This window comes from Mangrovitalea sediminis (assembly GCF_002514725.1).
Lineage (GTDB): Bacteria > Pseudomonadota > Gammaproteobacteria > Pseudomonadales > Oleiphilaceae > Mangrovitalea > Mangrovitalea sediminis.
In genome coordinates, this window is the sequence record NZ_NTLB01000006.1 from 104,685 (window position 1) to 131,241 (window position 26,557).

The window sequence follows — 26,557 nt, forward strand, 5'->3', positions numbered from 1 at the left end:
TGAGGTAACTCATCAACGGAATTCAGAACTTCAGGCCTCTGATTCCTGTTCAGCTTTCGTTAGGGCCTCCCAAGTAAAAGCCCTGCTTGCAGCAAAGGTGTCATGTACGGTTCGGCGCATGACACCTTTTTTTTATCCCGATTCCCCCCCCTTATCCATTACCGCTCCAAGAGAAGGACGAACGAATCCTCGACGGTGTCGGTACGGCTATCGATAAGACTTATTGGAAAGGATCTCAGGCGAGAATACGTCGGAAAGGCGGAAGCGCGTCGAGCAACAGGCGACCATAGCGGCGAGAGACAATACGCCGGTCCAGGATGGTGATGCGTCCCCGGTCATCCTCGGTTCGCAACAGTCGACCGGCAGCCTGAATCAGGCGAATGGAGGCATCCGGCACGCTGATTTCCATGAACGGATTCCCCCCTCTCACGGTAATCCACTCCGCCAGGCTGGCCTCAATGGGGTCGTTCGGTACCGAAAATGGCAGTCGCGTGATGATGACATGTCTCAGATAAGCGCCCGGCAGGTCAATACCTTCCGCAAAGCTGGCAACCCCGAACAGGATGCTGGTTTCCCCACGATCAATACGCTCACGGTGGTGGGCCAATACCGCCGCCTTGGACATATCATCCTGAGTGACGATCTGCTCGGGAAAGCCCGGCGCCAGGAGATCTCGAACATCGTGCATCTGGCGGCGAGAAGTGAACAGGACCAACACGGCACTTTCATCCCGCCATATCTCCGGTAGAGCCTTGACCAAAGCCTCCGTGAAAGCAGCCGCATCGGACGGATCAATGGCATTGGCAGGAACCTCGACCGTCGCCATTTCGGCATAGCGGAAAGCGCTGGGCACCACGATGTACTGGCTTTCTTCCGGCAACCCCGCGCGTTGACGGAGACGGTCGAAACGCCCCAGAGCCGTCAGCGTCGCCGACGTCAGCACCGCACCGAAAGCCCTGGTCCATAGTCGGGAATAGAGGAGACTGTCAGCGAGTACCGGGCTGCTGTATAGGGTGATATCGTCGCCGGTTTCCCAGGACTCTCGCTGTAACCAGCGCGCTGTTGGCGGCCCCTTACCCTCATCCTTGGCAGCAAAGGACTGCCAGAGACGGAGACCGGCTTCCGCCCGATTCTGCAAGGTACCGATAGCCGGATACCATGCCTCGGCGGTGGAGCGGTCCAGGTCCGATGTCTTTCTGTCGTCGAACCCTTTTTCCAGCTCCTCGAGCAACGTATTGAGATGCCGCACCAGCGTCGATGACGCAATCACCGCCGCGTCCACCAGTTCCTTGACGCCGCCTCCGATCTGCCCCTGGGGATAACGGTAATGGTCACTATCCTCCTCGCCCTCGTCTGGCCAGGGCGTTTCAGTCAGCAGATAGCGGTAGACACCGTCCAACATGGGATCGAGATCTCGCGCCGCTGCGCCAATACTATCGACGACCCGGGCCGCTCCGGAACCCGGCGGCACAAAGGGGACAATGCGAGTTAGCGCTTGGGACACCTGTTTCAACCAGTGCCGCGTTCCCTGCAGCGAAAGCGACGCCGCAAAATGGCCAAGGGCCTTGTCGGGAAGGTGATGAGCCTCATCGAAGACATACAGCGTATCTTCAGGACGAGGCAGAATGGCGCCCCCGCCCAATGTCAGATCTGCCAACACCAGGTCGTGGTTGGCGACGATCACATCGGCATTTTCCTGATACCCCCGAGCCGCAAAGAAGGCGCAGGTATCGAAATAGTTGCAGTGGCGATTGGTACACTGGCGATGATCCGTCGTCACCTGGCGCCAGGTTTCATCGGGAATGCCTCCCGGCCAGTGGTCACGATCCCCGTCCCACTGACGTGACGCATAGGAGGCCAAAAGCTCCTCCATGAACTGCCGGTTGTCTCCCGCTTCCGCGCTGGGCTCTTCAAGCAGGAACAGTGGCATGGTGTCGCTGTCGCCCTGGCCATGCTCATGAAGTTTGTTCTCCAGGCGAGACAGGCAAAGATAGCGCCCCCGTCCCTTTGCCAGGGTCCACGAAATGTTGAGCTTGGCGAACTCCTTGAGGTCCGGCAGATCCCGCCCCACAATCTGGTCCTGCAAGGCCACCGTTGCCGTGGATATCACCAGTTTCTTGTTGAGCTGCCGCGCCAGGGGAATCATCGCCAACAGATAGGACAGCGTCTTACCCGTCCCTGTGCCGGCTTCGATCACACAGGCAGAGGGTGGTGAAGTGCGCTCGCCGTCGTGAGATTGAATCGCCGATACATACTTGGCAATCTCGGCGATCATCATGCGCTGCCCATAGCGCGCGCGAATACCCCGCCCTGCCAGAAAATCCCGGTAGGCCTGCTGAATCTGCTGTTTGGTCTCTTCTGCCAGCATAATGTCAGTTCGGCCCATTCCAGTCGCTGACGACACCTACCCGGAACAACTGGCCATTCAGATCGAAAACCACGCCCGACTCGGTAATACGCTCCACCTTCAGGTCCCCCAATGAATCGCCCTCACCGAGGTACATGTCATTGATGACCACCCGGCGTGCACTGGGCACAGAGGAATAGATATGGCCGCTGAAATGCAACGGCGGGACCTGCTGCTGGAACGACAGAGGCTCGTCAACCAGGAGCGGAATGCTGTCAGGATGCGCCAGATCCGGCGTCGACGACGTCTTCGCAATGGTGGTCGTCGGGCCAGGTGCGGGCGTTGCTGCTGACGCTGACGGTAAAGACGATTGGTCGCCCTCCGATGGGACGATCAGGGTCGGTACACCGCTCTGTGCCGATACGACCTGGGTCTTCGACGGTGACGGCGGCGTTACCAAAGCTCCCGCTGGCAGTGGCTTAGCGCCAGAGGGAGTAGCCTGGGCGGTTTGCGGCGACGGCGTTGCTGCCACAGCTGGAACGGCAGCAGTTGCCGCTTTAGACGCCGGCTCCGCCACCGCGCTTTTGGGAACAGATGAAGCAACCACCGGTTTGGCCGAAGGCGTTGGACGCGGCCAGAAAAGATAGGCAAAGACACCGGCATTGACGACAAGCGCCACGGCAATCCAGAACGACCAATGCAAGCCTTGGGAGCGCTTCTTGTGGACCATCTGTACTGTTGTACCGAGATCCGGAATGCGCCCCTGGCGCCGCTCACTTTCAGATTTACGTAATGCGTCCAGAATATAGGACATCGTCAACCTCGTTTGGCACTATCGACGGTCTGCGTCGTATCGAACAACCGGGGTACCTTGGCGTCGAGCACCGTATTCAGGTGGATCAGTGTGACCGTACCCGGGATACCGTCGGGAATGAGGCCAACCGACTTCTGGAACCATTTGACCTGATCCACCAAGGACATGGACTTGAGCTGCTGCCGCTGGGAAACGCTGCCGCCCTGACGGTCGATCACCTGACTGATCTGTAAAGACAGCCATTTCTTACGATCCGCATCCTTTCGGCTTTCACCCGGCGGCATTCGCCAAACGAGCGAATAGTCTCCCAGCCAGTGCTTGTCCAACAGGTCACGCGGCACTTGGTACTCCTTGCCATCCAGACTGATCGTTGCAAGGTCGCCCGAAAGGCGCAACAACGCAATGTAGAACTCATTGCCATCGCGATTGAACAATCGCATGACGACAGGCCGGTTCAACTGCTGCAGACCCCGCCAGTTCCCCTCCCGGTGAAGACACTGCAACCCCATTGTTTGGGCATAATCACAGGCGTAAGGCGTCGAGGCCGGTTGATAATCATCGCCCCAGGCCTTGAACACTACCTGATACGCCTGAACCTTTTCGTCGCCTTGGGGTTGATAGGCATCAAGGTCAGGCGCAGGATCGCTTTTCTGGCCGGTCGAGGTGTCAGGAGAAGCGACTTCCTGCTGGGAGACATCGCCACCAGCGTCCGAAGCGCTTACCTTGCTCAAAGACGTGGACGCTCCCGGTTGACTGCCGCTCGAGCCTATTCCCGACGACGAGGTATCTGCCTTGAGGGGCTTTGAGGACGCCGATAGCGTCGCCTTCTCCGGTGTAGACAGTGTCGCCGAAGCCCCCTTGTCATTGATGCGGATATTCAGCCAGCCAAGACGGTATGAGGTGAGCCCAGCGGTAAACAACACCAAGGCGGCGACAATGACGCCGACACTGACACCCGGCAGAGAGGGGCGTTCGGCCTTCATATTCCCGCCAGCAGCACCAACGCGGCCCAACACCTCGCGGCCGGCCTGACGTACAGTCCGGGCATCGACCTGATGCACGCCTTCGGCATAGGCACCCAGCAACGCGCGATCGCAGATCAGGTTGATCAGCCGGGGAATGCCCCGCGCCATGCGATAGACGCGGCGCAGGGCCGCCGGCGTAAACAGGTCGGTCCGTTGTCCGGCAACGGACAGGCGGTAACGGACATAGGCGGGGATTTCATCCTTGGCCAACGAATCCAGGTGGTAACGTGCCGTCACCCGTTGGGCCAGCTGTCGTAGCTCCCGTCGTTCCAGGATTTCCTGCAGCTCCGGTTGCCCCAACAGGACAATTTGCAGCAGCTTTTTCTCTGAGGTTTCCAGATTGGTCAGCAGGCGCAGCTGTTCCAACACATCGATCGACAGGTTCTGCGCCTCATCGATGATAAGCACCGTGTGGCGCCCTTTGGCATGCGCGTCGAGCAGATGGGCATTCAGTTGGTCGATCATGCGTTTGATCGATGCGCCCGCGGGAATCTTGATACCCAGTTCGTCGCAAATGCTGCCGAGGAGCTCGCGCGCCGAAAGTTTGGGATTGAGGATCAACGCGATATCGACATGCTCTGGCGCCTGCTCCATAAAGCAGCGACAGATAGTCGTCTTCCCGGTTCCGACTTCACCGGTAATGACGATAAAGCCGCCCTGCCCGCCCACGCCGTACATGAGGTGGGCCAACGCTTCCTTGTGGCGTTCGCTGAGATAGAGATAGCGCGGATCCGGGGCGATGGAAAAAGGCGCCTCGCGAAATCCAAAAAATTCGTAGTACATTGATTCTCAATCGGGCCGGGGCATGCAGGAGCCTAATGATAGCCCCCGGCCCGCCACACTGTCACCCGCGATCTGGACGGATTGCCGGGAACCGGTAATCCGTCATGAAACCCGTGGTCCTCAGCTCGCCGAACCCGCTACCGGATCGGAGGAAATCACCCGGATTTCCGCCCGCCGCGATTCCGCCCGTTGCCGTAACCGCGCAACGCAGCGCTCCAGTGTCTGCGAAATCTTGGCATGGGTACGAATCATGGCGATATGCGGCCAAGTGGCACGTTCGCCCTGTTGTATCAGCTCCCGGGCGAACTCTGGTGTTGGGTTTCTCAACATCCCCGCGTAGTGGCGAAGGCCGTATCGCGGCGCGATGGTGACATCACCGTAATAGCGCTGAGCCAGGATCGTATACATCTGGCCGGAGGCCTGACGCAATATTTCCGGGCGCACGCGCTTACGCATGAAATCGAACAGCCCCTTGCCATGGAACTGGAATTCCGACTTCAGCAACTGCTTCGGTAAGCCGAGCAGGCCCATCTTCTCGTCACGCCCCCGCGTTCCGAGGAAGGGTACGACATGGGGGTTGGTCTGACTGACGATGGTGAAATTGACATCATGCAGATGCATCAGCCGTTCAACCGGGAGATCGCTGACGACGGAACCATCCACAAACTGCAGGCGCGGCATGTAAGGCTGAAGGTTACCGCTGGGATCTTTCTTCATCAGGGTGACCGGGGCAAAAATACCCGGCACGGCCGCCGACGCCAGTACCGCGCTCCAGACCAGCAGGTACGGCGACGTATAACCACACAACAGCCGCGCCTTCTGATTCTCCTGAATTGGCGACACGCTGATATTGATGGAGCGTCCTGTCCGGTGAAACGCCTCCTCAAAGGTGTACTCGCCCATATTGGCCCGCAGGCAGTTCTCCAACTGGGACTGGTCCATGAAGCCGCGGCCTCGCAGGCCATTCATCAGACCGTTCCAGCGCCACGCATGAAGGTTATGGTTTTCCGGTGAGAAAAGGTCGGGGATCTCGGCGTCGGTATGAGTTCCCAGGATGCCGGCAATGATCGCGCCGACACTGGAACCGGCCACCACCTGAGGCAGCAGCGCCCTCTCCCAAAGCGCCTTGATGACGCCGATATGGAACAAGCCGAGACTGGCCCCTCCGCTGAGCAACAGTGCAGGTCGCCCATAGCTCAGCAGTGTATCCTTGAAAAAGTCGATTTTTTCGGCCACCGAAAAGCCTGGCACGTCGTTATCGCACAGAAAATCGAGCGATTCACAGACCTGGTTGATATAGGCCTCAACCAGATGCTTGGTGCCTACGCGGCTCTGACGGTAAAGGGCTGGGTTGCCCATATTACCGAGATCGTGATGCAAACCTTCCCGCAGCGCCCGACGCAACAGATCGAATTCACGCTGCTGGTGATATTGTCGCAGTTGACTGAGCCGGTCGTAGATCAACTCATAATTGTAGAGATCAGAGGCAAAGGTCTCCTTCCAGTCGACCTTCCCTTCAAGATAATCCAGCTCCAGTGCCGCTGCCTTCCAGCTCTCGTAATTCGGAGCCTCCGCCAGCATTTTCTGGAAACGGTGGATCTTGCCGCGCATCGCCATGAACCAGAAACCTCCGGTCAGCTATCACTGCGGATCCGTACTCGTCTGCGTGTCGTCGGGGTAGGATGCGTTCCCTGCCCCTCTTGGCAAATGGCCTCCGTACCACGCTTACCGGATCTCGCCTTTGACCCAGCATAGACCTCGATACCGCCAGCGTCATCATGAGCTTATCGCGATGTGTCGTCCGTCTCACCGAAAGCGACGACTCCGTGGGGATCAAAACCCTTTTAACATGACGTCCGAATCATCGCCGCTGGTGAAGGGGTCATCTACCTTACCGTCCTTCACCAGGAACTGACGTCGCTGCAAATAGGCATTACGCAGGAAGGTGTAGCGATCCCCTTCGATCAAACCTTCCGCAGGAATCAGGTCGGCTCGCGTATCCACCACGTCGAGGCCCCGCAGGTAATACCAGTCCGGTGCGTGGATGTAGCTCCACAGGTTTTCGGGCGAGAAGTAGTCGACGGTCATCCCCGACGCGTCACGTACGTCTGACGGCCCGAGGAATGGCAGCACCAGATAGGGACCAGTACCCACGCCCCAGTATCCCAGGGTTTGCCCAAAATCCTCATCGTGCGCAGGCAGCCCCATGCGCCCCGCCACATCAAAGAATCCGCCCAGGCCGAAGGTCGTGTTGAAAAGAAAACGCCCCGTGGCGGTCATGGCCGCATCGGGCTTGAGCTGAAACAGACTGTTGACCAGGTTGATGGGCTCACCCAGGTTGCTGAAGAAATTCGTGACACCATCATCCAGGAAGCGCGGCATGATCGCACGGTAACCCCGTGCCACCGGCTTCAGGAACCACCGATCGAGGAAATCATTAAACGCGAAAACCTTGCGGTTAAAGGGCTGCCAGGGGTCACGGGCATCATAGTTGCTGCTGTCCTGATAGCCCGTGTCACTAGACGCGGCCCAGGCATTCGCCGTCGACGCACTCAACAGGACGACCATCATTGCCCGGATAATGAGGGAAGAAATGGAAAGTCGCTTTCCAACGTTAAGCATACCGTTAAATGCTCCCTATCATGGCCTCGTTTCCGGGCCCTGGTTTTCAAATCGTGATCATTCGATGACAATGGATGGCTGAATCATCCGGCTCGGAGCCAGCCTTTATGAGTGATCAACGAAATCTGGTCTACACCAATACGATGTCCATACGCTGGGGTGATCTGGACGCCAATGGGCACGTGAACAATACGACCTATTTCCGCTTTTTTGAAGAAGCGCGCGTGAGTTGGCTGGAATCCCTGCAACTCAAGGTCGGCAGTGCCGAAACGGGCCCCGTCATCATCAAGACCGAAGCCACATTCCTTCGTGAACTGGGGTGGCCGACCAACGTCGAAATTCGCACGTTCACCGGCAAAGCCGGCCGATCCAGCCTCGATACCTACCATGAGGTCATCGACCAGGCGACCGGCGACATCTGCTGCGAAGGATACGCCAAAATCGTCTGGCTGAACCACCGCGAACGCAAATCGACCGAGCTACCGGATTCTCTTCGCGCGCTGGCGGCGGAGTAAAGGCGCCTATCAGGCGCCGTGCTTGCGAACAATCACACTACCGATGGAATACCCGGCACCGAAGGAGCAGATCACACCCAGCTCACCGGCTGCGATGTCCTGTTTGTGCTGGTGAAATGCAATGATGGAGCCGGCAGAGCTGGTGTTTGCATATTCGTTCAGAATTACCGGCGCCTCTTCTTCAGACGCATCACGCCCCAGCACCCGGCGGGCAATCAGCTGATTCATGTTGAGGTTCGCCTGATGCAACCACAGTCGCTTGAGCTGATCAGACGTCAGCCCCAGGCTTTCCAGGTGCCCCATAATGGTATCGGCAACCATGGGAGAGACTTCCTTGAACACCTTCCGGCCCTGCTGGACAAAAAGCTTGTCCGGCTTACCAATACCCGACTCATCGCACCGGTTGAGGAAACCGAAGTTGTTCCGGATATTATTCGAAAATAGCGTTTTGAGGCGTGTTCCGAGGATCTCAAATACGTTTTCACCCCGCGCCTGATCCGCGCGCTCGACGATGATCGCCGTGCAGGCATCCCCAAAGATGAAATGGCTGTCCCGGTCGCGAAAGTTGAGGTGTGCCGTACAGATCTCCGGATTGACGACCAGCACAGCCCTTGCCGAACCGCTTTCCACTGCGTTCACCGCCGCCTGAATCCCAAATGTCGCCGAACTGCAGGCCACGTTCATATCGTAGGCGAAACCCTCGATACCCAGAGCGGCCTGGACCTCAATCGCTACCGCCGGATAAGGACGCTGCAGATTGGAACAGGCCACGATGACCGCATCGATATCGGCGGCAGATCGATCGGCCTGGGCCATCGCTTCCCGCGCCGCCGCGACAGACATTTCGCATTGGATACTGGGAGACTCGTTATCCCGCTCCGGTAAACGTGGACAAAGGCGCTCGGGGTCAACAATGCCCTCCCGATCCATGACATGCCGGCGTTTAATGCCGGAAGCCTTCTCGATAAAGGCGGTTGAGGACTCCTGCAACGGCGCGACATCTCCTGCCTCGATAGCGGCACGGTGTTCGTCATTAAAGCGGCGCACATATTCGTTAAAGGCGGCGACCAGATCGTCATTCTCGACGACCGCCGGCGGTGTATACAAACCGGTCCCGCTAATTACTGTCTTTGTCACAGGCAACCCCACAATTTTTTGATTTATGCGTCAAAATATTAACATAACACGCCACCGAGCGGCCCGGTACTGAGCTGGCGCCAACTACCTGCACTCCGCCTTACACCCTGACCCTTTCCCATTGGCGATCCAGCCGCTTGAGCGATACCGGTACCGATGTCCCCAGTATCTGCGCAAAAAACGATACCCGATACTCCTCCAGCATCCACCGGTACATCACCAATTCCGGATCGGCGATACCCTGGCGCATCAGATGTTCCCTGCGCGTGGCATACCGTTCCCACAGCGGTTTGAAATCGTGCAGGAACTCCCGCTCTCGCCCCATCTCCCGGGTCATTTTCTCCCTTCGAATCAGGGCGGCTTCCAGATAACGTGGAATCTGCTTGAGCCAGGTTTCGGGGGTATCCGCCATAAAACCGGGAAAAACCAAGTGCTGCATCTGGAATTTCAAGTCGGACAGGCTGCTTGCCAGCGTCAACGGGATCTTGCCCTCCAGACTTTTCATGACCTCATGGTGCCGTTGCAGAATCTCCTTAAGTAGCGTGGAATGGGACTCCAGTGCGGGCCAGAAACTGTCCCGTCCCTTGCGGAGAACCTCGTCGAAGGCCTCCGACGTTCGCGGCAGTTCGTTAGACAGGAAGTGGTTCTGAACGGCGGCAATCAGCAAGTCGTCCAGTAAATCACGTTGCTTTCCTGTCGGTGCGAACAGGAGTGCTGCGGCTTTGAAACCCGGCAGCCGCCGCTCCAGATCGGAAAGCATATTACCCAATGCATGGACGATCAGTCGTGCGACACCGCGGCGATGACTGACCTCCGCCGCGACGGGGTCCAGCAGTCGGGTCGTTCGCACCGTATCACCCAGGTCTTCAATTGCCGGATAAACCCTTACCTGCATGCCGGATTGTTCAGCCTCCGCCTGCGCAGGTAAGGAGCCAAAACTCCACTGCCGCGCCGGCGCCGGTTCCTGCCGGCCTTGCTGCACCGGCTGCGATTGCAACGCCTTGTCGGCTTCCTGCTCCAGCGATCGTTGCAGGGCGGCAGGGTCACGCCCCTGCATCAGCATCTGTCCGTTACTATCGAGAATGCGGACGTTCATGCGCAGGTGATCGGGCAGGTTTTCGGGCGACCAGGCTTCAGCGTCAACGGTTACGCCGGTCATTCGAGCCAACTCCTCACCGAGCTTCCGGGTCAGCGGTTCATTGCAGGGGGCCAGGTTTTCAAGGGCGGCTTGGATAAAGTCGGGTACCGGGACAAAGTTTTTGCGTAAGGCCTTGGGCAACGCCTTGACCAGGGCAACACATTTTTCGCGCAGAAGACCCGGCACCAGCCAGTCGAGGCGATGAATCGGCAACTGGCGCAATGCCATCAGCGGCACCTGGATGGTCACCCCATCATCGATCGCACCGGGCTCGAAACGATAGAGCAAGCGGTAACGGATCCCGTCCCAGACCAGGCTGTCTGGATAGGCACTGTGCAGGTCTGCATCCGGTGTGCGCTGAAAAACCGCTTCAGGTGTGAGCGTCAAGGCCGTCAACGCTGCCTGATCCAGCGAGCGCCACCACGTATCGAAGTGGCGCCCACTGACCACTTCCGCAGGCACCCTGGTTTCGTAAAACTCGAACAGGCTCTCCTCATCGATCACAAGATCTCGACGCCGAACCCGGTCCTCCAGCGACTCGGCCTCCTGCAGGAGGACTCGATTTTTCGCCAGAAATGGCGCTTTGCTGCGAAGGTCGCCTTCTACAAGTGCACGCCGGATAAAAATCTCCCGGGACACCACCGGATCGATCTGGGCATATCCAATACGACGCTTGGAGACAATTTCGAGCCCGTATAGCGTCACCCGCTCATAGCCGACCACCTGCGATCGTTTACTCTCCCAATGGGGCTCGAAATAATGTCGTTTGACGACATGGGCCGCCAACGGCTCTATCCATTCCGGCTCAATGCGGGCCACCGTCCGCGCAAAGACGCGGCTGGTTTCGACAATTTCCGCGGCGACAATCCATTTGGGCGCCGATTTGACGAGCGGAGAACCGGGGAAAATCATCACTTTCAGGTTGCGGGGGCCCAGATATTCACGTTTTTCGTCCTTCAGCGCTATCTGTGACAGGAGCCCGGTCAGGATGGCCCGATGCACCGACGCGTAGTCTGCCGGTTCCTGGTTGATCCGCAACTGCTGTTCGCGCGCCAGCAAGGTGAGCTGCCGGTGCGTCTCCCTCCACTCCCGTAAGCGCATCCAGGACAGGAAACGTTTTTCGCAATACCGGCGCAATTGGTTCTGGGAAAGTGCCTGTCGCTGCTCTTCATAGAGTGACCAAAGGCGTACCAGGGTCCCAAAATCGGACTCTTTATCGGCATATTCCGCGTGAGCCTGGTCCGCGGCCTGCTTTCGGTCTGCAGGCCGATCCCGAGGATCCTGGACGCTGAGGCCAGCGGTGATGATCAGGATTTCCGCCAGGCTCCCCATTTCGCTGCCCGCTACCAGCATTCGGGCCAGCCGGGGATCCACCGGCAACCGGGCCATGGTCCGCCCCAGCTTGGTGAGCTGGCGTTTTTTATCGACCGCTCCCAGCTCCTCAAGCACGCGAAATCCGTCGTTGATCAGGCGACTGTCCGGTGCATCCAGAAACGGGAATCGCTGAATGTCGCCCAAGCCAAGCAGCGTCATCTGCAGGATGACCGACGCCAGGTTGGTGCGAAGGATTTCAGGATCGGTGTATTCCGGGCGGTTGATGAAGTCGGTTTCATCATAGAGGCGGAAGCAGATACCCGGCGCAACCCGGCCGCAACGACCCATCCGCTGGTTGGCGCTGGCTTGGGAGATCGGCTCACTCTGCAGGCGCTGGATTTTCGAGCGCACGCTGTAGCGGCTGACCCGCGCCAGACCGGTATCGATCACATAGCGGATGCCGGGCACAGTGAGCGAGGTTTCCGCCACGTTCGTTGCCAGCACGATGCGACGACCGCCATGCGTCTGGAAAACGCGGTTCTGTTCAGCCGCACTCAAGCGGGCGTACAGCGGCAGCACTTCAGTATGCCGTAGCTCTGCGTGGCGTAATGCCTTGCTCAGCTCACGGATTTCACGCTCGCCAGGGAGAAAGACCAGAATATCACCCGGCCCCTGTCGCTGCTCCCGCTCATGCGCCTCGATCTCGCCTACCGATTGCAGCACGGCATCGGGCCACCCCATTTCCTCAGTATCCGAGGCAGCCGTCAGCGGCCGGTAGCGCACCTCTACCGGCCAGGTACGGCCAGATACCTGCACTACCGGCACATCACCAAAAAAGGCACTGAACCGCTCCACCTCGATGGTCGCGGAGGTGATGATGATGCGTAGATCGGGCCGTTTGGGCAGCAGGCGTTTGAGGTACCCCATCAGGAAATCAATATTGAGACTACGCTCGTGAGCCTCATCGATGATCAAGGTGTCATAACGGTCGAGAAAACGGTCATGGCCGATTTCCGCCAGCAAAATACCGTCCGTCATAACCTTGATCAGGCTTTGCTCGCTGGTTGTATCGGTGAAACGAACCTGATATCCCACCGCATTGCCGGCAGCAGGCCCCATTTCCTCCACAAGACGCGCGGCTACTGCACGAGCGGCAATACGCCGTGGCTGGGTGTGACCGATCAAACCACGCCGTCCCCGCCCCTGCTGTAAACAGATCTTGGGTAATTGGGTCGTTTTCCCCGAGCCGGTTTCACCGGCGACGACAATCACCTGATGCTCCTTCAGTAACTCGCCGATCCGTGCGCCGTGCTGACTGACCGGCAAAGCCTCCGGCAAATCGAGATTCAGCCCGCTGGGATCCCGTTCCACATAACGACGCTCTCCCTCCACCAGCCATTTCTGCACGCGCTCCAATTCGGCCGGAGCCAGATCGCCACGTTGCTTGCCCAGCAAACGCAAAATACGGGCGGATTGCTGCTGATGACAGTGCTCGAGACGCTGGCGGATATCGGAGATCTCTGGCGGTAGCGGTTTCGTCATGATGTACGTTTTGCAAATAGGCCGATGCGAAATGTCTTTTGGAGGGCCATCCGCCGATCACGCCAGACGGAAGCTCCCGTTATCCGAAAACAAAAAACCCTGCAGCACCGGCAGGGTTTTCTGCAAAACGAACGCCCCTCGAATCAGGCGGCGTTTTCCTTCTTCTTCTCAACTTCTTCGTCGCGCAACTGGCGACGCAGAATCTTGCCGACATTGGTCTTCGGCAGCTCGTCACGGAATTCGATGTTGCGCGGTACCTTGTAGGCGGTCAGGCGTTCGCGGCAGAACTCTCGCAACTCGGCTTCACTCAGCTTGTCGTTCGAGCGAACCGCGAAGATTTTAACCGCTTCGCCGCTCTTCGGATCGGGAATGCCGACAGCCGCACACTCGAGAATATCCGGGTGGCTGGTCACCACATCCTCGATCTCGTTCGGGTAGACGTTGAAACCGGAAACCAGAATCATGTCCTTTTTACGATCAACGATACGCATATAGCCATCATCCTGGATGACCGCCACGTCGCCGGTCTTGAGCCAGCCATCTTCGGTAAAGGTTTTGCGGGTCTCTTCAGGACGCTGCCAGTACCCTTTCATGACCTGAGGACCTTTGACACACAACTCGCCCGGCTCCCCGATCTTGAGATCATTGCCTTCGTCATCGATGGTTTTGCACAGGGTCGACGGAATCGGCAGGCCGATGGTGCCCAACTGGATAGCGGTCAGCGGATTGATCGAAATGACGGGCGAGGTTTCGGTCATGCCGTAACCTTCGGCAATGTCACAACCGGTCACGGTTTTCCACATCTTCGCTGTATCGCTGGTCAAAGCCATACCGCCGGATGCTGTGATTTTCAGGCCGGAGAAATCCAGATCCTGGAATTCTTCATTGTTGCACAGCGCCACGAACAGCGTGTTCAGGCCCAGGAAGGAAGTGAACTTCCACTTCTTGAGCTCCTTTACGAAACCGCCGATATCCCGCGGGTTCGGAATCAGGATGCTGTGGTTGCCCGTTTCCACCATGATGCTGCAGTTCAGGGTGAAGGAATAAATGTGGTAAAGCGGCAACGGTGCGATAACCGTTTCTTTCGCTTCTTCCAGTCGACTCAGCAGCAGAGGCTTAACCTGAAGCAGGTTGGCCACGAGATTGGCTTGCGTCAGCATCGCGCCTTTGGCAACGCCGGTCGTGCCACCGGTATATTGCAGTACGGCGATATCATCAGGCTTGACGTCTACATCCTTGAAGCTCTGCTTCGCGCCAACATTCAGGACTTGCGGCAACGACACCGCTTTGGGAAGACGGTATTCCGGCACCATCTTCTTCACATACCGGACCACGGCGTTCATCAGCTTACGCTTGAGCGGCTTATGCATGTCCGCAATTTCAGTGACGACGACGTATTCGATACCGGTCTGGGGCAGGACTTCCTCGACCTTGTCAGCCATGTTCGCCAAAACCACCAACGCCTTGGCACCACTGTCGTTGAACTGGTGTTCCATTTCACGGGTGGTGTAAAGCGGATTGGTGTTGACGACAATCAGGCCAGCACGCATGGCACCGAATACCACAACAGGGTATTGGGTCAGGTTCGGCATCTGAATCGCAATGCGGTCGCCAGGCTTGAGACTGGTCTTGTTCTGCAGCCAAGCCGCGAAGTTGCGGCTCTGAATATCCAGGTCGCGATAAGTCAGTGTGACTCCAACGGCACTGAATGCTGGCCGGTCAGCAAAACGTTTGACCGACTTTTCAAAGACATCCACCATCGTGCTGTACTGCGAAGCGTCTATCTCCGCAGGAACACCAGGCGGGTACTTGTCCCTGAAGAATTGCGCAAAATCCATCACACCATCTCCTGTTTGCATTTGTGCTTATAGTATTCGTGAGCTGCCGCGCCTAACCGCCGTTTTATAAGACAACAGAACCAAGCCGGACGACCGGAACGGCGCCCACCAGCAAAGCCCATTGCATCCACCGGCCACAAGGAACCGTATAACGCGTCCATGGCCAAAGGCGTGAGAAGCTAATCAACAGCTTTTTATATGTCGTTTGCGACACAAATTTTGTTATTTTCCGGGTGCACGAAGAATACCAGTTTTGCCGCTATTGAGGTAGCGCCTGTGCCCGCGCCCCATACCGCGCATGCACGACAAATGATTTGCGACACAGCACACGGAATCGACCGGCCGCGGGAATAAGCCTGGGGAGGCCGTTTAATCGGCCCCACGGGTCGGTTATTATCCGAACTCAACCCGAATGATGGATAAAACCGATAATCACCATGGACCCCCACCCGCAATCCCCTGTAGTGACGACCACTCGCCAGGACTCGACCCTCACGGCAAAAGACGGGCACCAGATCCCAATCTATCGGTGGGCCCCTTCTCCGGCGTCGACGGCACCTCTCGGTGTGGTTCATGTCTGCCACGGCATGGCTGAACATGCCGGACGGTATGAGGAACTGGCGAAATGCCTATCGGAATGCGGGCTTGTGACAATAGCGCACGATCACCGGGGACACGGCCGGTGCGTGGCAACCGGGATGGCTGGCCTCTATGCGGATGACGACGGCTGGTCCCGGGTCACCGGGGATGTCGGCGATGTCCAGGCTTACATCGCGAAAGAATACCCATCGCTGCCAGTGTTTCTGCTGGGACACAGCATGGGCTCCTTTATCGTCCAGGGCTACTTGATCGAAAACAGCCCGCCTCCTTCGCTGACAGGGCTGATCCTGTCCGGCTCCAATCTGGACAAACCCGTCCGGCTGAAAGTGCTTCATCACCTGGTAACGCTCATCAGGCTTTGGCGGGGGAAACACGGTATCAGTCCGTTGATCCACAAACTGACCTTTGCCGCCTTTGCCAAAAGCGTCAGCGGCGCGGAAACCGAGTTTGACTGGCTGTCCAGCGACCGTAGTGAAGTACAGGACTATATCGACGACCCGTTGTGCGGTTTCCAATGCACGGTACAGCTCTGGCATGACTTCACCGGTGGACTGGCAACCATCTCTCAACCTGCAAACCTGGCCAAGATACCCACAGCGTTACCCGTCTATCTGTTGGCAGGGGAAAGAGATCCGGTCGGCGCCTTCGGTACCGGACCGCGCCTGCTGGCTGAGGCCTATCGGCAGGCCGGACATACCGACGTCGAACTCAGTCTCTATCCGTCTATGCGGCACGAGCCCTTCCATGAGCACGAGCACGAAGCGGTTTTTGCCGATTTGTGGAACTGGCTTGAGCGTCACCTGCGGCGCTCGGAAGGGGCGGCGGCGCCATAATCCGGCAAGAAGCGAATATGTGGCCTGATCGGCAATTTACATAATGCTACTTGCGGATTGCCCTGAGCTGTTTAAGCTGATTCAAAACTAATAACGATTCACGTCAGAGTGACAGACATGGAAGCGCTGGAAAATATTACGTATGACGAGCTTCAGGTAGGCGATACCGGCACCTATACGCGTACCCTTACTGAAAATGAGCTGATCCTCTTTGCCGCTGTTTCCGGCGATATCAACCCCGTTCACCTGGATAAGGAATTCGCTGCCAAGAGCATGTTCAAGGAACGTATCGCTCATGGTATGTGGAGTGGTGCGTTGATTTCCGCCGCACTGGCGACGGTCATTCCCGGGCCCGGAACTATTTATCTCGAACAAAACATGAATTTCAAGCGGCCGGTGAAGCTGGACGATACGCTGACCGTCAAATTGACAGTTGCGAAGAAGGAGTCCCGCAACCGGGTGATCATGCAATGTGAAGTGGTCAACCAAAATGGCGAACTGGTCGTCAACGGCGAGGCCAAGGTACTTGCACCCGTAGAAAAGCTGACGCTGGACCGCCCTAACCTTCCCAAAATCACCATTGGCGAACTACCAGACTAAACCCGCACCCCAAGCGCCTGCTACAAAGCCCCCGACCGACCACGCCACTGGCCAAACGTCGATTTATCAGTAATCCGTCATGCCGCCCGGACATCATTGCCTAGGGCGGCAGGAAGTCGATCGGCATCTGAACCGTGCGAGCGGGAGCGTTCTGCTTCCCGAAATCGAACAGTTCGACACGACTGACGATTTCCTGCTCAAGACGCGGGTCTTTCAACTCCGACGAAATCACCTTACAGGACGTCACACTGCCGTCCGACGCAATCACCAACTCCAGCAATACTTTCCCTTGCAAGAGCGGATTGAATCGTAGCGCCCGGTTATAAAGATCGAACAGCGCCGTCTTGTTCTCGTCGAAGGTCTTGCGGATACCGCCCATCGAGCGAACGCCTTTGCCACTGAGATGGTGACGGACCTTCGCGACGTCTCGGCGAGCCGTATCGCGCGGAACAGCAATTTTTTCCGCTTGATGACGTGCCAGGGCAACCTGCTCCCGTGGATCGACCGTGCTGGCAACGCCCCCGCTCCCCGCCATGGCGGCAGCACTATCGACCACGGCCTTGGGGCCGTTTTGCGCCGCGGGCTGGTTCGCCCCCAGCGTTTTGAGGGTTTGGGGCGGAGGGCTATCGCCCGTCATATCCCGCATGGCCGCCAACTGATCCTGCATCGCCAACAAGCCGGAATGTTCCGCGACGGAACGCGCCTGGGCGTCGGTTTCCGGTGGTGCTTTTTCCGGCTCACGGGGCGTTGCCGGGGGTGGGGCCATGCTTTTGGTTGGTTCCGGCTTGGCCTTGGGCTTTGGTGCCGGCTTCGGCTTTTCCTGGGGTTTGGGAGGCACCACCGGTTTCGGCGGAATTACCTTCGGCTGGGGCGGAGCCTGGATCAGCCGGGCCAACTGCGGGGGCACCTGCTCCAGTTTTTCACGAGTCGGCGCCGGCAGGTGAATCTGGGGTATCCACCACGCCAGCGGTATGAAAACCAGCAGCAATAGTCCAAGCGTCAGTCCAAACCGCAAACTCTCGCCGGCTTCCCGCGTCCAGGGTAACGCCATCGTGCGCGACATGGCCTCAGCCATCGGCATGGGCCTCCTTCCGGTTAACCGCCAGCTTCACCTGCCGATAGTCGGCGTCGACACAGGTTCGAATGATTTGGCGCAATACCGAATAAGGAATGCCGCGATCGGCCATGATGGTGACAGGCATGCCGTTCGGTGGAACGGGACTCGTCCGGCGCGAACGCTGATGATTCAGCTCCTCCTGCAAACCCGGAATATCGCCCTTCTCAGGCAATCCGGCAACACCCGCAACCTCGCGCCCCTGCACCACGATATGCTTGTCCGTCACCTGGATCATCAGCGTTTCGTCCGGCGTTTTCTGTGCCGTCGATTGAGGGAGATGAATATCCGTCGATTGCTGGATCACCTTCACATCGGAGGAGTTCAGCATCAAAAAGAACACCAGGATAGTGAAGATATCCATCATGGAGACCAGGTTGAGGCCACCCGGCCGATGCATGCGTTTGTAATGCCGTTGCATGCGCCGCGATTTGCGTGACTGCTTCACCGTGCACCTCCAGCGCCAGGAAGCGGCTTCGCGGACGCCTCCGGTGGTGCGTCGCCCAGCGCAACGTCCGGGAAAAGCTCAGCATTGACCAGGCTGGCGGCCACCACTGCCGGATAGGAGCGCACCGTATCCATTGCGGTTATCAATGTCTGGTAGTCGGTATCAGGCCGCGCCAACAGGACGATATCCTTCTTCTCGGGGACCTTCGCCTTGACTGCTTTGAGCACTTCCCGCAACGTTTTGAAATCGTGCTTGCCCTGGACATCCGGGATGGATTGGATCACCCCCCCCTGGTTGTCGCTCACTTCCAGGTGATCCGCATACAGCGCCACCCGTAGCTGTAGATGCTTGGCATCCAGCGGATGGGCCAGACTCTGACCGGGGAAATTCAGGTCGAGAATGCTCATGTGGGTGAACACCATACTCAGCAGCAGAACCGGCACCAGCACGATCATGAGATTCATGAAGGCGGTAATATCCAGATCCGCGCTTTCCTCGTTGCGGCGATGTCTGCGTCTCATGGTGACAGGACCGCTCCGTCAGCTCTTAGCCATAGAGGCGTCCGCATCGGCATCCGCAATCAGGTTCAGGAATTTCACACCGGCCATCTCGAAGCTGTCGACGATCTCGTTGGTGCGCGTTTGCAGCCAGGCATGCAGTAGAAGCAGTGGGATCGCCGTCATGAGGCCGAATGCTGTCGTGTTCATTGCGACAGAGATACTCTGCGACAGCAGTGAAGCCTTATCGGCGGGATCGGCATTGGCGACGGCCGTAAAGGCCGAGATCAGACCGATGATGGTACCCAGCAATCCCAACAGCGTCGCCACGTTTGCCAGCGTGGCGAGGTACTGGGTACGCTTTTCGAGTCGCGGCAGGACTTCCATCAGCCCCTCTTCCATGGCGTATTCGATATCTTCACGCGAGCGTTGACCCAGCAATCGGGACAGGCCTGCCCCCATGATCGCCGCGATGGCCGTATCCGACTGGGTGGCAAGCTTGATCGCGCCACGGTAATCCCGTTTCTGCAGCAGCGGCAGAATGCCTCGATCGAACGCTTGGCGGTTGGATCGACGGACGGCCCCCAGATAGAAAAACCGCTCCAGTGTTATCGCAACACCCAACAACAGGACCAGTGCGATCGGATACATGAAAACACCGCCATCCTGGAAGAACCGAATTACCGTTTGCATCATGATGAGTACTCCAACGTCCCCGTTTCTCAGAATTATGTGTGGTGTACGGTCGCTCCTCAGGAGCCCGAACCCGGCGCGGAAAGAATGTCTCCCGTCTGCCGGAAATGCCGCTGCGTCGCGAGTACATCCGGCTCCTGTGCCTTAAGCAGGTCTGGCATATCCGCTTTCAATGTAGGCCGGGCCCGGCGCGATAGCGTCGGCGCCCGCCAAGGTATGATATGCAACACCTTGGGAAATTCGTCGCTCCCCTGAACGGAGATCCCCTCCACCTGGGTAATATCCTTGCCCGCAGTCGCTACCGTCGCCTGCCGCGTTCCCCCATTAGGTCCCGCGGCATCGGCGCTCGCCGCACACAGGCTCGCGAGAGCGGCAACGAGAAGAACAACAGCCTTTTTACAAGGCCAACGACAACCGATCCGGATCATCGTGTCCTCCTTTTCAGATCCGCTATCCAACCTGCGACCTTGGGGTCCGGCTGGGGAAGCAACTTCTGATACGCCTGATACTGTTCAAGCGCATCCGGCAAATCCATGAGGTAGAGCTCGCACAACACCGCCAGGTTATAGCGCAATGACGGATTGTCAGGGTGCAGAGACACCGCCCGCTGGAGCAACTGATGCGCCATCTTGAAATGTCCCTGCTGCCGCAACAGCAGCGCCAGGTTATTCGAGGCTGTCGGTGCCCCCGGATTCAGCGTCAGCGCCTTGCGGTAAGCGGCGATGGCGTCATCAGTCCTGCCCAGCTTCTGCAAGACCAGCGCATAATCCACCTGGGCGTAACTCAGGTTCGGCCTGGCGGCGACCAGTTTGCCCAGTGCACTCGCTGCCGCCTCGACATGACCCGCATCGTGGGCTTTCCGGGCGTCGGTCATCCACGCTTGCTGCTCCTTGGTCAGGGCCTCTGACTTTTGCTGGGCCTGAACCGGTTTGGGAGCGGATTTTGGCACCGGTGCCGTAACGGTCGTTCCACAACCCGCCATCACCAGCAGCATGCCGATAACCCAGAGTCCATTAGGGTTTCGCATCGACCCACCCCAACCACTTCTCGTCTCGCGCGTAGCGCGCCGGGTACAGCGTCGCCAGGGCATCCAGGCTCTTCTGCACCCAGGTATTGTAGACCCCCTGCTGAATCCGGCGTTGATTCTGCTGATGTAGCTCAATCGCCTTTTCCTCGAACGGGTAAGCCTGATCCTCCAACAGCACGTTGTACTGCGCCAACTGCCGCTTTGTGAGTGATTTCGGTCGCTCCGAACTCAACACATCCTTGGACAACTGGTTGTACAGCTCCGCCAACGCATAGGTGGACCTGGTCGCGACCTGCGCCATACCAAAGGATTCGGCCGTCTCATAGGCCGTGATGGCCTTTTGCAGGCGAATTCGTTTCCGCTCCAGTGACCGTTTCAGCGGCAAGGTCAACTTGACGGCGCGGAAAGCCGCCGCATCTTCATCTGCCAGGGTGATGGCAGCATTACCCGCCAGATAGCGCGTGCGATCGTTGCCGAATCGCGTCTTACGTTCACGCTCAACAAGTTCGCGGTCCCAACGATCCCGCTCCCGGAGGTCCTGGGCCTTGGCCGCCGCAAGCGACAACTTGTAACGCAACTCCTGCCGGTAGGCGAAGTCGTCCGCCCCCTGAGCCGCCGGCACTGCTTTGAGATAGGCACGGTAAAGCGCCTGCGCCTTGTCGCTCTCCCCCGCCTTGTCATAGAGTTCCGCCGCCCGTAGCTGACGTTTCCAGCGCTCGGCCGCATCCACCGACTTATCACTATGACTCCACGACAACAGCTCGTCGGCCGCATGAACCGACTGGCCGGCCGCATCGTAGGCATAAACCAGCTTGGCCGGAATCCTGGATATCAGGGGGCTATCCGGGAAATCATGCTGAAAACGCACCAGCTCGTTGATGGCAGGCTGCCACCGCTTGGCTTTCATGAGCGCATTGGCTGCATCGAAACGAGCAGTAATGCGAATGGGCGATTGCGGCGCAACTGTGCCCACACGCTGATAGTTCGCAACCGCCTCATCAATCCGGCCGGCCTCCTCCGCCAATTGACCCTGGCGATAGATATCAGCCGCCAGCTTTTCGGTAATCTGGGCCTTAAGGTCGGGGACGCCCGCTGCCAGCGTCAGGGCCTGCCGGTAATCCCGCTCAGCTTCCGCATAACGCGACTGGTCGAAGGCCGTATTACCCAATACCAGCCAGGCGGCACGTTGCTCCTCCGGTTTAGCGCTGCTGTCATCCGTCACCGGTCCGGCAAACGCGACGGCGTCGGCCTTGCGCCCGTTATCGTATAAGACATTGGCGATATGGACTCGCACGGCATTTGCCCGCGGCTCGCCCTGGAAGATGGTCACGAACTGACGCGATTCCGCGACCAGGGCATCGAGCGACGCGGGAGAAGGTTGCTGTTTCCAGGCCCGCCGCTGAAGCAACACCGCCGCATAGGCAGCGTCCGGCGCCTTGTCGAAGTCGGGCGACTGATAGGCAGCCTGCCGGTACATCGCGAGCGCCTGTGACGACTGTCCCGCCTGTGCGTATGCGTCACCAGCCAAGAGCAGGTTCGGGCCCACTTCGGGGTCCGCGGGGTAGAGGCTGCCGAGGCGATCCAGGTAGCCGCCCGCCCGGGCATAGTCCTGTCTTTGCTTGTCCTTGTTCGTCTCCGTTTGCGCCTGGGCGTAGTTCCAGCGTCCGAGATCTTCCAGATAGTGGTAGAGCTTCTTGCGCTCCTCCGCATCCAGGCGACCCTGCATATCCTTCGTCGCAAAGCGGCGGACGAATTCCCGCTTGGCTTCACGGGCCTGGTTCGCAAAGCCGCCATCCTCATAGGCCGTTACCATCTGGGCAGCAATCGCCGGCGCCTTGGGATTGTCGGGATAACGGTTCAGGAATGCCTGCCCTGCAGCGACACTGTCCGAGTACCGATCATTGGCCAGGTAGTAATCTGCCAGGCGGTCATAGAGCATATAGGCGTATGGCTTGTCGCCCACAGTATCCAACAAGTTGTCCAGGGCCTTGGCGCCGCCGGCGTATGCAGCGGAAATGCTCAGGATGCGGAAGGTGTCGTTGACGGTGTCCTGGGCGATACGGTCCAACTTGTGAAAGCCGTCAGACTGAGCGTAGTAGCGATCAAGGACCTGAATGAAGGTACGACTGGCATCGGCCTGCTGGCCGGCCTTGTACTGGCTCCAGCCCAGCATGTACTGCGACTTCTCCGCAAAGGGCGTGCCCTGCCCCTCCTGCATGACCTCGGCGTAGGCAGCTTCTGCGGCGGTATATTGCGCTTGTGAGAAATCGTATTCGGCGATTCGGAAACGCGCCTCAATGGCGTAGACGGATTTCGGGAACAATCCCACCAATTGTTTAAGACGCTCCACCGACTTGCCATCCTCGCCGATAAATTCATAGGCACGCGCCATCTGGTATAGCAATTCGTCCAGCCGGCCGTAATAAATACCGGAGCTGACAATCATTTCGTAACTGGCCAACGCCTTGCGGTAGAGAACTCTTTCCTGGTCAGGCGTCATATCGACGCTTTCCCCCGCAATCGCCTGCAAATTGAGCAAACGATGCAGGGCGTCGATACGCACTTCCGGGTTTTTCGCGGTTTTGAATAGCTGTTCGTAGCGTCGGGCAACTTCCTTAAGCGAAATCGCTGGCAGGCGCTGTGCCTCCATGTCGATGTAGGCCGGCCGCAAGTCACCCAGCGTCGCACCATCGCCCCCGCCCATCCGGATCTGAAAGCTCTGCGGATCGCCACACCAGGCGGCCCGCGACGACAGGCTGAGGCCGATAGCCAACAATCCGTAGGCTATTATCCGATGAAGACGTTTCACTGCCCACCTCCCTGCTGACGCTTGTCGCGCTGGGTGATGGCCAGGTATTCATAGAGGTGGGCAATTTCCTGATTGCTACGATCACGCCATGTGGCAATCCGCTCACCCTGAGCCTGGAGGAATGCCAGCGTCTCCTGGTCAAATAACTTCTCACTGCGCTGGCGTAGCGATACTAACTGGTTGCGGCTGTCTGCAACCGCTTTCTGTTGCGCCTTAACGCGTGCCAGGAGTCGGCGGAAATGATCCGGGGCCGCGGCCAGTCGGTCATCGAAGGCGGAAACGGAGGTCGCGAGGCGATCCAGATCCTGTCCCGATTGCTGCAGTGTCGCCTCCAATTGACGGCTGTTGAGGGATTCCTGCTCCTCGGCGCGCCAGACCAGCAAACCATGCAGGCGATCGATACGCGCCATCGTCGACGCATTTGCGTGCTCACGGACAGCTTGCCGGCGCAGTGTCTCCAAGAGCGCAAACTGCTGGGCGAGATCGCCCGACACCAGACTTTCGAGATCGTTGCTTGCGGTCGCTTTCTTAAGCCGGGCCTCTAATAGACGGTATTGCGTCTGCAACGAAGCCAGCCGCGCGCGCACTGTCGACATGGCTGCACCCGTTCCACTGGTACGTACCCGTGTGAGCCGTTCCTGCAACATACCGGCAAAGACATCGAGATTGTGCTGCTGCTCCGCCAAGCGCCGATCGAGCTTGGCCAATTCCGCCACGCGACGGGCTGCCGCCTGCGCCTTGGGACTCTCCATCAGTCGCATCAAGTACGCCTGCCTGGGCGTGCTCAGCGACTTGCTGTCCGCCAGAAACCATTCGACATTGTCGCCCCGGCTCGCGACCATCATGGCTTTCCAGGCGCCTTCCTTATGGACCTGATCCTCGAGTTTACGGATATTGACCAACTCCGCCTCAAAGGCGGAAGTCGCTCCCAGGTAGGCGTCTCCGGCCTGTCCCAAATACCCGCTTTCGTCGAACGCCAACCCCATTCCCATGCTGGCATCCGCCACGCCCTCAAACGCCAACGGGTATTTGCGGGCACGGTGCCAGAACTGCATCGCATCCCGGTAGTCATCCTGACGGGACTGCGCGAGCCCATGAAGGTACAAGGCCTGTGGTGCGTAATAGCTATCCAGGCGGATATGGTTGAGAAATCCCAGGGCGGAATCGTACTGTCCAGCCTTTACCGTCAGGTACCCTGCGATCAGGTTGATCCGGTCGAGTAGTTCGAGATCCCGCTTCCGTTTATGGCCGTCCAGCATCGCAGCGGCGACGTGTAGCGCCACCAGGGTACGCGAAGGGTCGCTGTCCAATGTGGCGTAGGCCGTGGCGAGATTCATATACCCCAGGGCGGCCCAATAACCGTCGTCCATTTTTCCCAGATCGCCGGCCGACGCTTCAAGGTGCCCTTTGCGGCGCTCGATATCGGAGAGTTTGAACAACGCCTGCTGACGATCGCTGCCCTTCAATCCAGGCAGCGCCTTGCGCAACCACTGCAGCGCTTCCGCATCCTGACCTCGGTCTATGGCGATCCGTGCCAGTCCCAGTTGGGCCCTGGCGACATTTCGGCCCTGACCCGCCGCAACCTTCTGCAAATCCGCACTGGCCCCGTCGTCCATGCCCAGCTCGGCCCGCGCCAATCCCCTTAACAGCAGCGCCTGTCCTTCGGGTTGTTTGGGCGCATCGGTCAACACCGACCAGGGATGGCCTGTCAGCATGGCATAACGCATCAAGCCGACCTGGAGAGGTCCATTCGACCCTGCATCGGCACGGGCAACACTGGCAATACAAAGCAGCGTCGCCAATAGCACAGAGCCGACAAGCCGTCCCAGCAGCATCGTGGTATTACTTCCAGGTTCTAAGCTTGAATTTGGGTTCGAACGATGGCGCATCAGCGGTCACCACCAATTCGACCTGGGAAGCGTCATTCGTCTTGTGGATGGAAAACGTCGATTCCTTGCGAAAGTAATGATCGTTGACGCCCTGTCCATTGAGCGTTGCCGTCAGCTTATGCTCTCCAGCTGACAGATTGCCAATATACAACCGCTGTATCCCACCTTGCTTGAGCGCTTGCCGCTCCTGCTCTGAATAGAGATGTGAGGCTGCGGTCTGCCCATCGATGCCGATCTCCACCGAGTCGAGCACGAAGTAATTTTTGGCATCGAGGGATAAATAAACGGCGACCTGCGTATTGGCGGGATGAAGGATGTCCTCCTCCAACTGAAACAGTTGCCGATCCAGGTCCGCGACATTCTTTTTGAAATGTGCGATATCGCCATCCAGCGATGCTGCCTGCACTGACATGCCAAAGCATGCCAAACAGATCCACAGAAAAGCCTGAAAAAGCCGGCGCATGAAAGTCTCCTGGCTGACCGCTTCACAGGCATCGCCTAACGGGACAAGCAGCTGCATCCAGCCATGAGCGCCTGCTCCTTGAACGCACGCCGGACAGCCCCGTTACGGGAGCCCTTACAAATCGGCAAAGATATTAACAGGTTGAAACAATCGATAACGCTATCTACTTCACCAATTCAGGTTTTACCGATAGGTACCAGGAAGTGAAATAACACAAAGAGAGTGCCCACCCGGGGCTGAAACTGGTGGAAAGACCCAGTTAAAGCCAGTCCGGACAGGTAAGCAGCAGAACTGTCAGGTAACTTTACAACTTACTGAGCGCTTGCTCGATAACAAGCCCTTTTTTCGCGCACCTATAAAATCAATCTGTTGTTTTTAAAAAACTTATTCTTATTGGCCCGGACCATGCTTTAACTGCCGCGAGCGGTAAGTTGCAAGCTATGCAGCCTGAATTCAGGTCCGCAGGCCAAGACGTACCGTTTCGATTCGATATGCCGAGCTTCGCCGAT

General features: G+C 58.2%; 20 protein-coding genes. 3 read left to right on the top strand and 17 right to left on the bottom strand.

What is annotated here, in order from left to right; translation table 11 throughout:
- Positions 1-235: 235 nt before the first annotated feature.
- From dinG to CLR77_RS15570, 5 genes are all read right to left on the bottom strand, one after another.
- Positions 236-2,371, bottom strand: a complete 2,136-nt coding sequence (gene dinG, locus CLR77_RS15550; protein ID WP_097461901.1) for an ATP-dependent DNA helicase DinG — start codon at positions 2,369-2,371, stop codon at positions 236-238.
- 1 nt (position 2,372) lies between these two features.
- Entirely contained in the window at positions 2,373-3,161 is a 789-nt protein-coding gene (locus tag CLR77_RS15555) for a general secretion pathway protein GspB (RefSeq protein ID WP_097461606.1), read from the bottom strand.
- Positions 3,162-3,163: 2 nt separating this feature from the next.
- Entirely contained in the window at positions 3,164-4,969 is a 1,806-nt protein-coding gene (locus CLR77_RS15560; protein ID WP_097461607.1) for an ExeA family protein, read from the bottom strand.
- Between the two features lie 120 nt (positions 4,970-5,089).
- Entirely contained in the window at positions 5,090-6,586 is a 1,497-nt protein-coding gene (locus CLR77_RS15565) for a DUF3336 domain-containing protein (RefSeq protein ID WP_097461608.1), read from the bottom strand.
- Between the two features lie 216 nt (positions 6,587-6,802).
- Complete coding sequence (locus CLR77_RS15570) at positions 6,803-7,591, bottom strand: MlaA family lipoprotein (RefSeq protein WP_227519952.1); 789 nt, start codon at positions 7,589-7,591, stop codon at positions 6,803-6,805.
- Between the two features lie 107 nt (positions 7,592-7,698).
- On the opposite strand from CLR77_RS15570, the gene CLR77_RS15575 reads away from it, so the two are divergent.
- A complete protein-coding gene (locus tag CLR77_RS15575; RefSeq protein ID WP_097461609.1) occupies positions 7,699-8,106 on the top strand; it encodes an acyl-CoA thioesterase in 408 nt (135 codons plus the stop codon).
- Positions 8,107-8,115: 9 nt separating this feature from the next.
- Here CLR77_RS15575 and CLR77_RS15580 read toward each other — a convergent pair whose 3' ends face one another.
- From CLR77_RS15580 to CLR77_RS15590, 3 genes are all read right to left on the bottom strand, one after another.
- A complete protein-coding gene (locus tag CLR77_RS15580) occupies positions 8,116-9,243 on the bottom strand; it encodes a beta-ketoacyl-ACP synthase III (protein WP_097461610.1) in 1,128 nt (375 codons plus the stop codon).
- Between the two features lie 100 nt (positions 9,244-9,343).
- Positions 9,344-13,237: an ATP-dependent RNA helicase HrpA gene (gene hrpA, locus CLR77_RS15585; RefSeq protein WP_198962795.1), complete on the bottom strand. Its 3,894-nt coding sequence runs from the start codon at positions 13,235-13,237 to the stop codon at positions 9,344-9,346.
- Between the two features lie 143 nt (positions 13,238-13,380).
- Positions 13,381-15,075: an AMP-binding protein gene (locus tag CLR77_RS15590; RefSeq protein WP_097461611.1), complete on the bottom strand. Its 1,695-nt coding sequence runs from the start codon at positions 15,073-15,075 to the stop codon at positions 13,381-13,383.
- 437 nt (positions 15,076-15,512) lie between these two features.
- Here CLR77_RS15590 and CLR77_RS15595 point away from each other — a divergent pair, with 437 nt between their 5' ends.
- Together CLR77_RS15595 and CLR77_RS15600 are read left to right on the top strand one after the other, a co-directional pair.
- Entirely contained in the window at positions 15,513-16,508 is a 996-nt protein-coding gene (locus CLR77_RS15595) for an alpha/beta fold hydrolase (RefSeq protein WP_097461612.1), read from the top strand.
- Between the two features lie 117 nt (positions 16,509-16,625).
- The gene (locus CLR77_RS15600) at positions 16,626-17,108 is read left to right on the top strand and encodes a MaoC/PaaZ C-terminal domain-containing protein (protein ID WP_097461613.1); all 483 of its coding nucleotides are present in this window, start codon (positions 16,626-16,628) and stop codon (positions 17,106-17,108) included.
- 100 nt (positions 17,109-17,208) lie between these two features.
- Here CLR77_RS15600 and CLR77_RS15605 read toward each other — a convergent pair whose 3' ends face one another.
- Genes CLR77_RS15605 through CLR77_RS15645 form a run of 9 tightly spaced genes read right to left on the bottom strand, consistent with a single transcriptional unit; the run spans position 17,209 to position 26,048 of the window.
- Positions 17,209-18,189, bottom strand: a complete 981-nt coding sequence (locus tag CLR77_RS15605) for an AgmX/PglI C-terminal domain-containing protein (RefSeq protein WP_097461614.1) — start codon at positions 18,187-18,189, stop codon at positions 17,209-17,211.
- Positions 18,176-18,670 (bottom strand): ExbD/TolR family protein, encoded by a 495-nt coding sequence (locus CLR77_RS15610; RefSeq protein WP_097461615.1) that lies wholly within the window; start codon positions 18,668-18,670, stop codon positions 18,176-18,178. The genes CLR77_RS15605 and CLR77_RS15610 overlap by 14 nt, the downstream gene beginning before the upstream one ends.
- Positions 18,667-19,191, bottom strand: coding sequence for an ExbD/TolR family protein (locus tag CLR77_RS15615; RefSeq protein WP_097461616.1), 525 nt, complete (start codon positions 19,189-19,191; stop codon positions 18,667-18,669). Before CLR77_RS15615 ends, CLR77_RS15610 begins: the two co-directional genes overlap by 4 nt.
- An 18-nt stretch (positions 19,192-19,209) precedes the next feature.
- Positions 19,210-19,863: a MotA/TolQ/ExbB proton channel family protein gene (locus CLR77_RS15620; RefSeq protein ID WP_097461617.1), complete on the bottom strand. Its 654-nt coding sequence runs from the start codon at positions 19,861-19,863 to the stop codon at positions 19,210-19,212.
- Positions 19,864-19,919: 56 nt separating this feature from the next.
- Complete coding sequence (locus CLR77_RS15625) at positions 19,920-20,288, bottom strand: hypothetical protein (protein ID WP_097461618.1); 369 nt, start codon at positions 20,286-20,288, stop codon at positions 19,920-19,922.
- A complete protein-coding gene (locus CLR77_RS15630) occupies positions 20,285-20,887 on the bottom strand; it encodes a tetratricopeptide repeat protein (protein ID WP_158227223.1) in 603 nt (200 codons plus the stop codon). Before CLR77_RS15630 ends, CLR77_RS15625 begins: the two co-directional genes overlap by 4 nt.
- A complete protein-coding gene (locus CLR77_RS15635) occupies positions 20,874-23,696 on the bottom strand; it encodes a tetratricopeptide repeat protein (RefSeq protein WP_097461620.1) in 2,823 nt (940 codons plus the stop codon). The genes CLR77_RS15630 and CLR77_RS15635 overlap by 14 nt, the downstream gene beginning before the upstream one ends.
- Positions 23,693-25,531 (bottom strand): hypothetical protein, encoded by a 1,839-nt coding sequence (locus tag CLR77_RS15640; protein WP_097461621.1) that lies wholly within the window; start codon positions 25,529-25,531, stop codon positions 23,693-23,695. The genes CLR77_RS15635 and CLR77_RS15640 overlap by 4 nt, the downstream gene beginning before the upstream one ends.
- 7 nt (positions 25,532-25,538) lie before the next feature.
- On the bottom strand, positions 25,539-26,048 hold the full coding sequence (locus CLR77_RS15645; RefSeq protein WP_227519953.1) for a hypothetical protein: 510 nt from the start codon (positions 26,046-26,048) through the stop codon (positions 25,539-25,541).
- Between the last annotated feature and the right edge of the window lie 509 nt (positions 26,049-26,557).

Bases quoted from the DNA above. Each gene is read 5' to 3' on its own strand.
- CLR77_RS15605 (WP_097461614.1), bottom strand. From the start codon at position 18,189: ATGCCGATGGCTGAGGCCATGTCGCGCACGATGGCGTTACCCTGGACG.
- CLR77_RS15560 (WP_097461607.1), bottom strand. From the start codon at position 4,969: ATGTACTACGAATTTTTTGGATTTCGCGAGGCGCCTTTTTCCATCGCC.
- CLR77_RS15595 (WP_097461612.1), top strand. From the start codon at position 15,513: ATGGACCCCCACCCGCAATCCCCTGTAGTGACGACCACTCGCCAGGAC.
- CLR77_RS15555 (WP_097461606.1), bottom strand. From the start codon at position 3,161: ATGTCCTATATTCTGGACGCATTACGTAAATCTGAAAGTGAGCGGCGC.
- CLR77_RS15620 (WP_097461617.1), bottom strand. From the start codon at position 19,863: ATGATGCAAACGGTAATTCGGTTCTTCCAGGATGGCGGTGTTTTCATG.
- CLR77_RS15570 (WP_227519952.1), bottom strand. From the start codon at position 7,591: ATGCTTAACGTTGGAAAGCGACTTTCCATTTCTTCCCTCATTATCCGG.
- CLR77_RS15640 (WP_097461621.1), bottom strand. From the start codon at position 25,531: ATGCTGCTGGGACGGCTTGTCGGCTCTGTGCTATTGGCGACGCTGCTT.
- CLR77_RS15630 (WP_158227223.1), bottom strand. From the start codon at position 20,887: ATGCGAAACCCTAATGGACTCTGGGTTATCGGCATGCTGCTGGTGATG.
- CLR77_RS15645 (WP_227519953.1), bottom strand. From the start codon at position 26,048: ATGCGCCGGCTTTTTCAGGCTTTTCTGTGGATCTGTTTGGCATGCTTT.
- CLR77_RS15565 (WP_097461608.1), bottom strand. From the start codon at position 6,586: ATGGCGATGCGCGGCAAGATCCACCGTTTCCAGAAAATGCTGGCGGAG.
- CLR77_RS15625 (WP_097461618.1), bottom strand. From the start codon at position 20,288: ATGATCCGGATCGGTTGTCGTTGGCCTTGTAAAAAGGCTGTTGTTCTT.
- CLR77_RS15575 (WP_097461609.1), top strand. From the start codon at position 7,699: ATGAGTGATCAACGAAATCTGGTCTACACCAATACGATGTCCATACGC.
- CLR77_RS15600 (WP_097461613.1), top strand. From the start codon at position 16,626: ATGGAAGCGCTGGAAAATATTACGTATGACGAGCTTCAGGTAGGCGAT.
- hrpA (WP_198962795.1), bottom strand. From the start codon at position 13,237: ATGACGAAACCGCTACCGCCAGAGATCTCCGATATCCGCCAGCGTCTC.
- CLR77_RS15615 (WP_097461616.1), bottom strand. From the start codon at position 19,191: ATGAGACGCAGACATCGCCGCAACGAGGAAAGCGCGGATCTGGATATT.
- CLR77_RS15590 (WP_097461611.1), bottom strand. From the start codon at position 15,075: ATGGATTTTGCGCAATTCTTCAGGGACAAGTACCCGCCTGGTGTTCCT.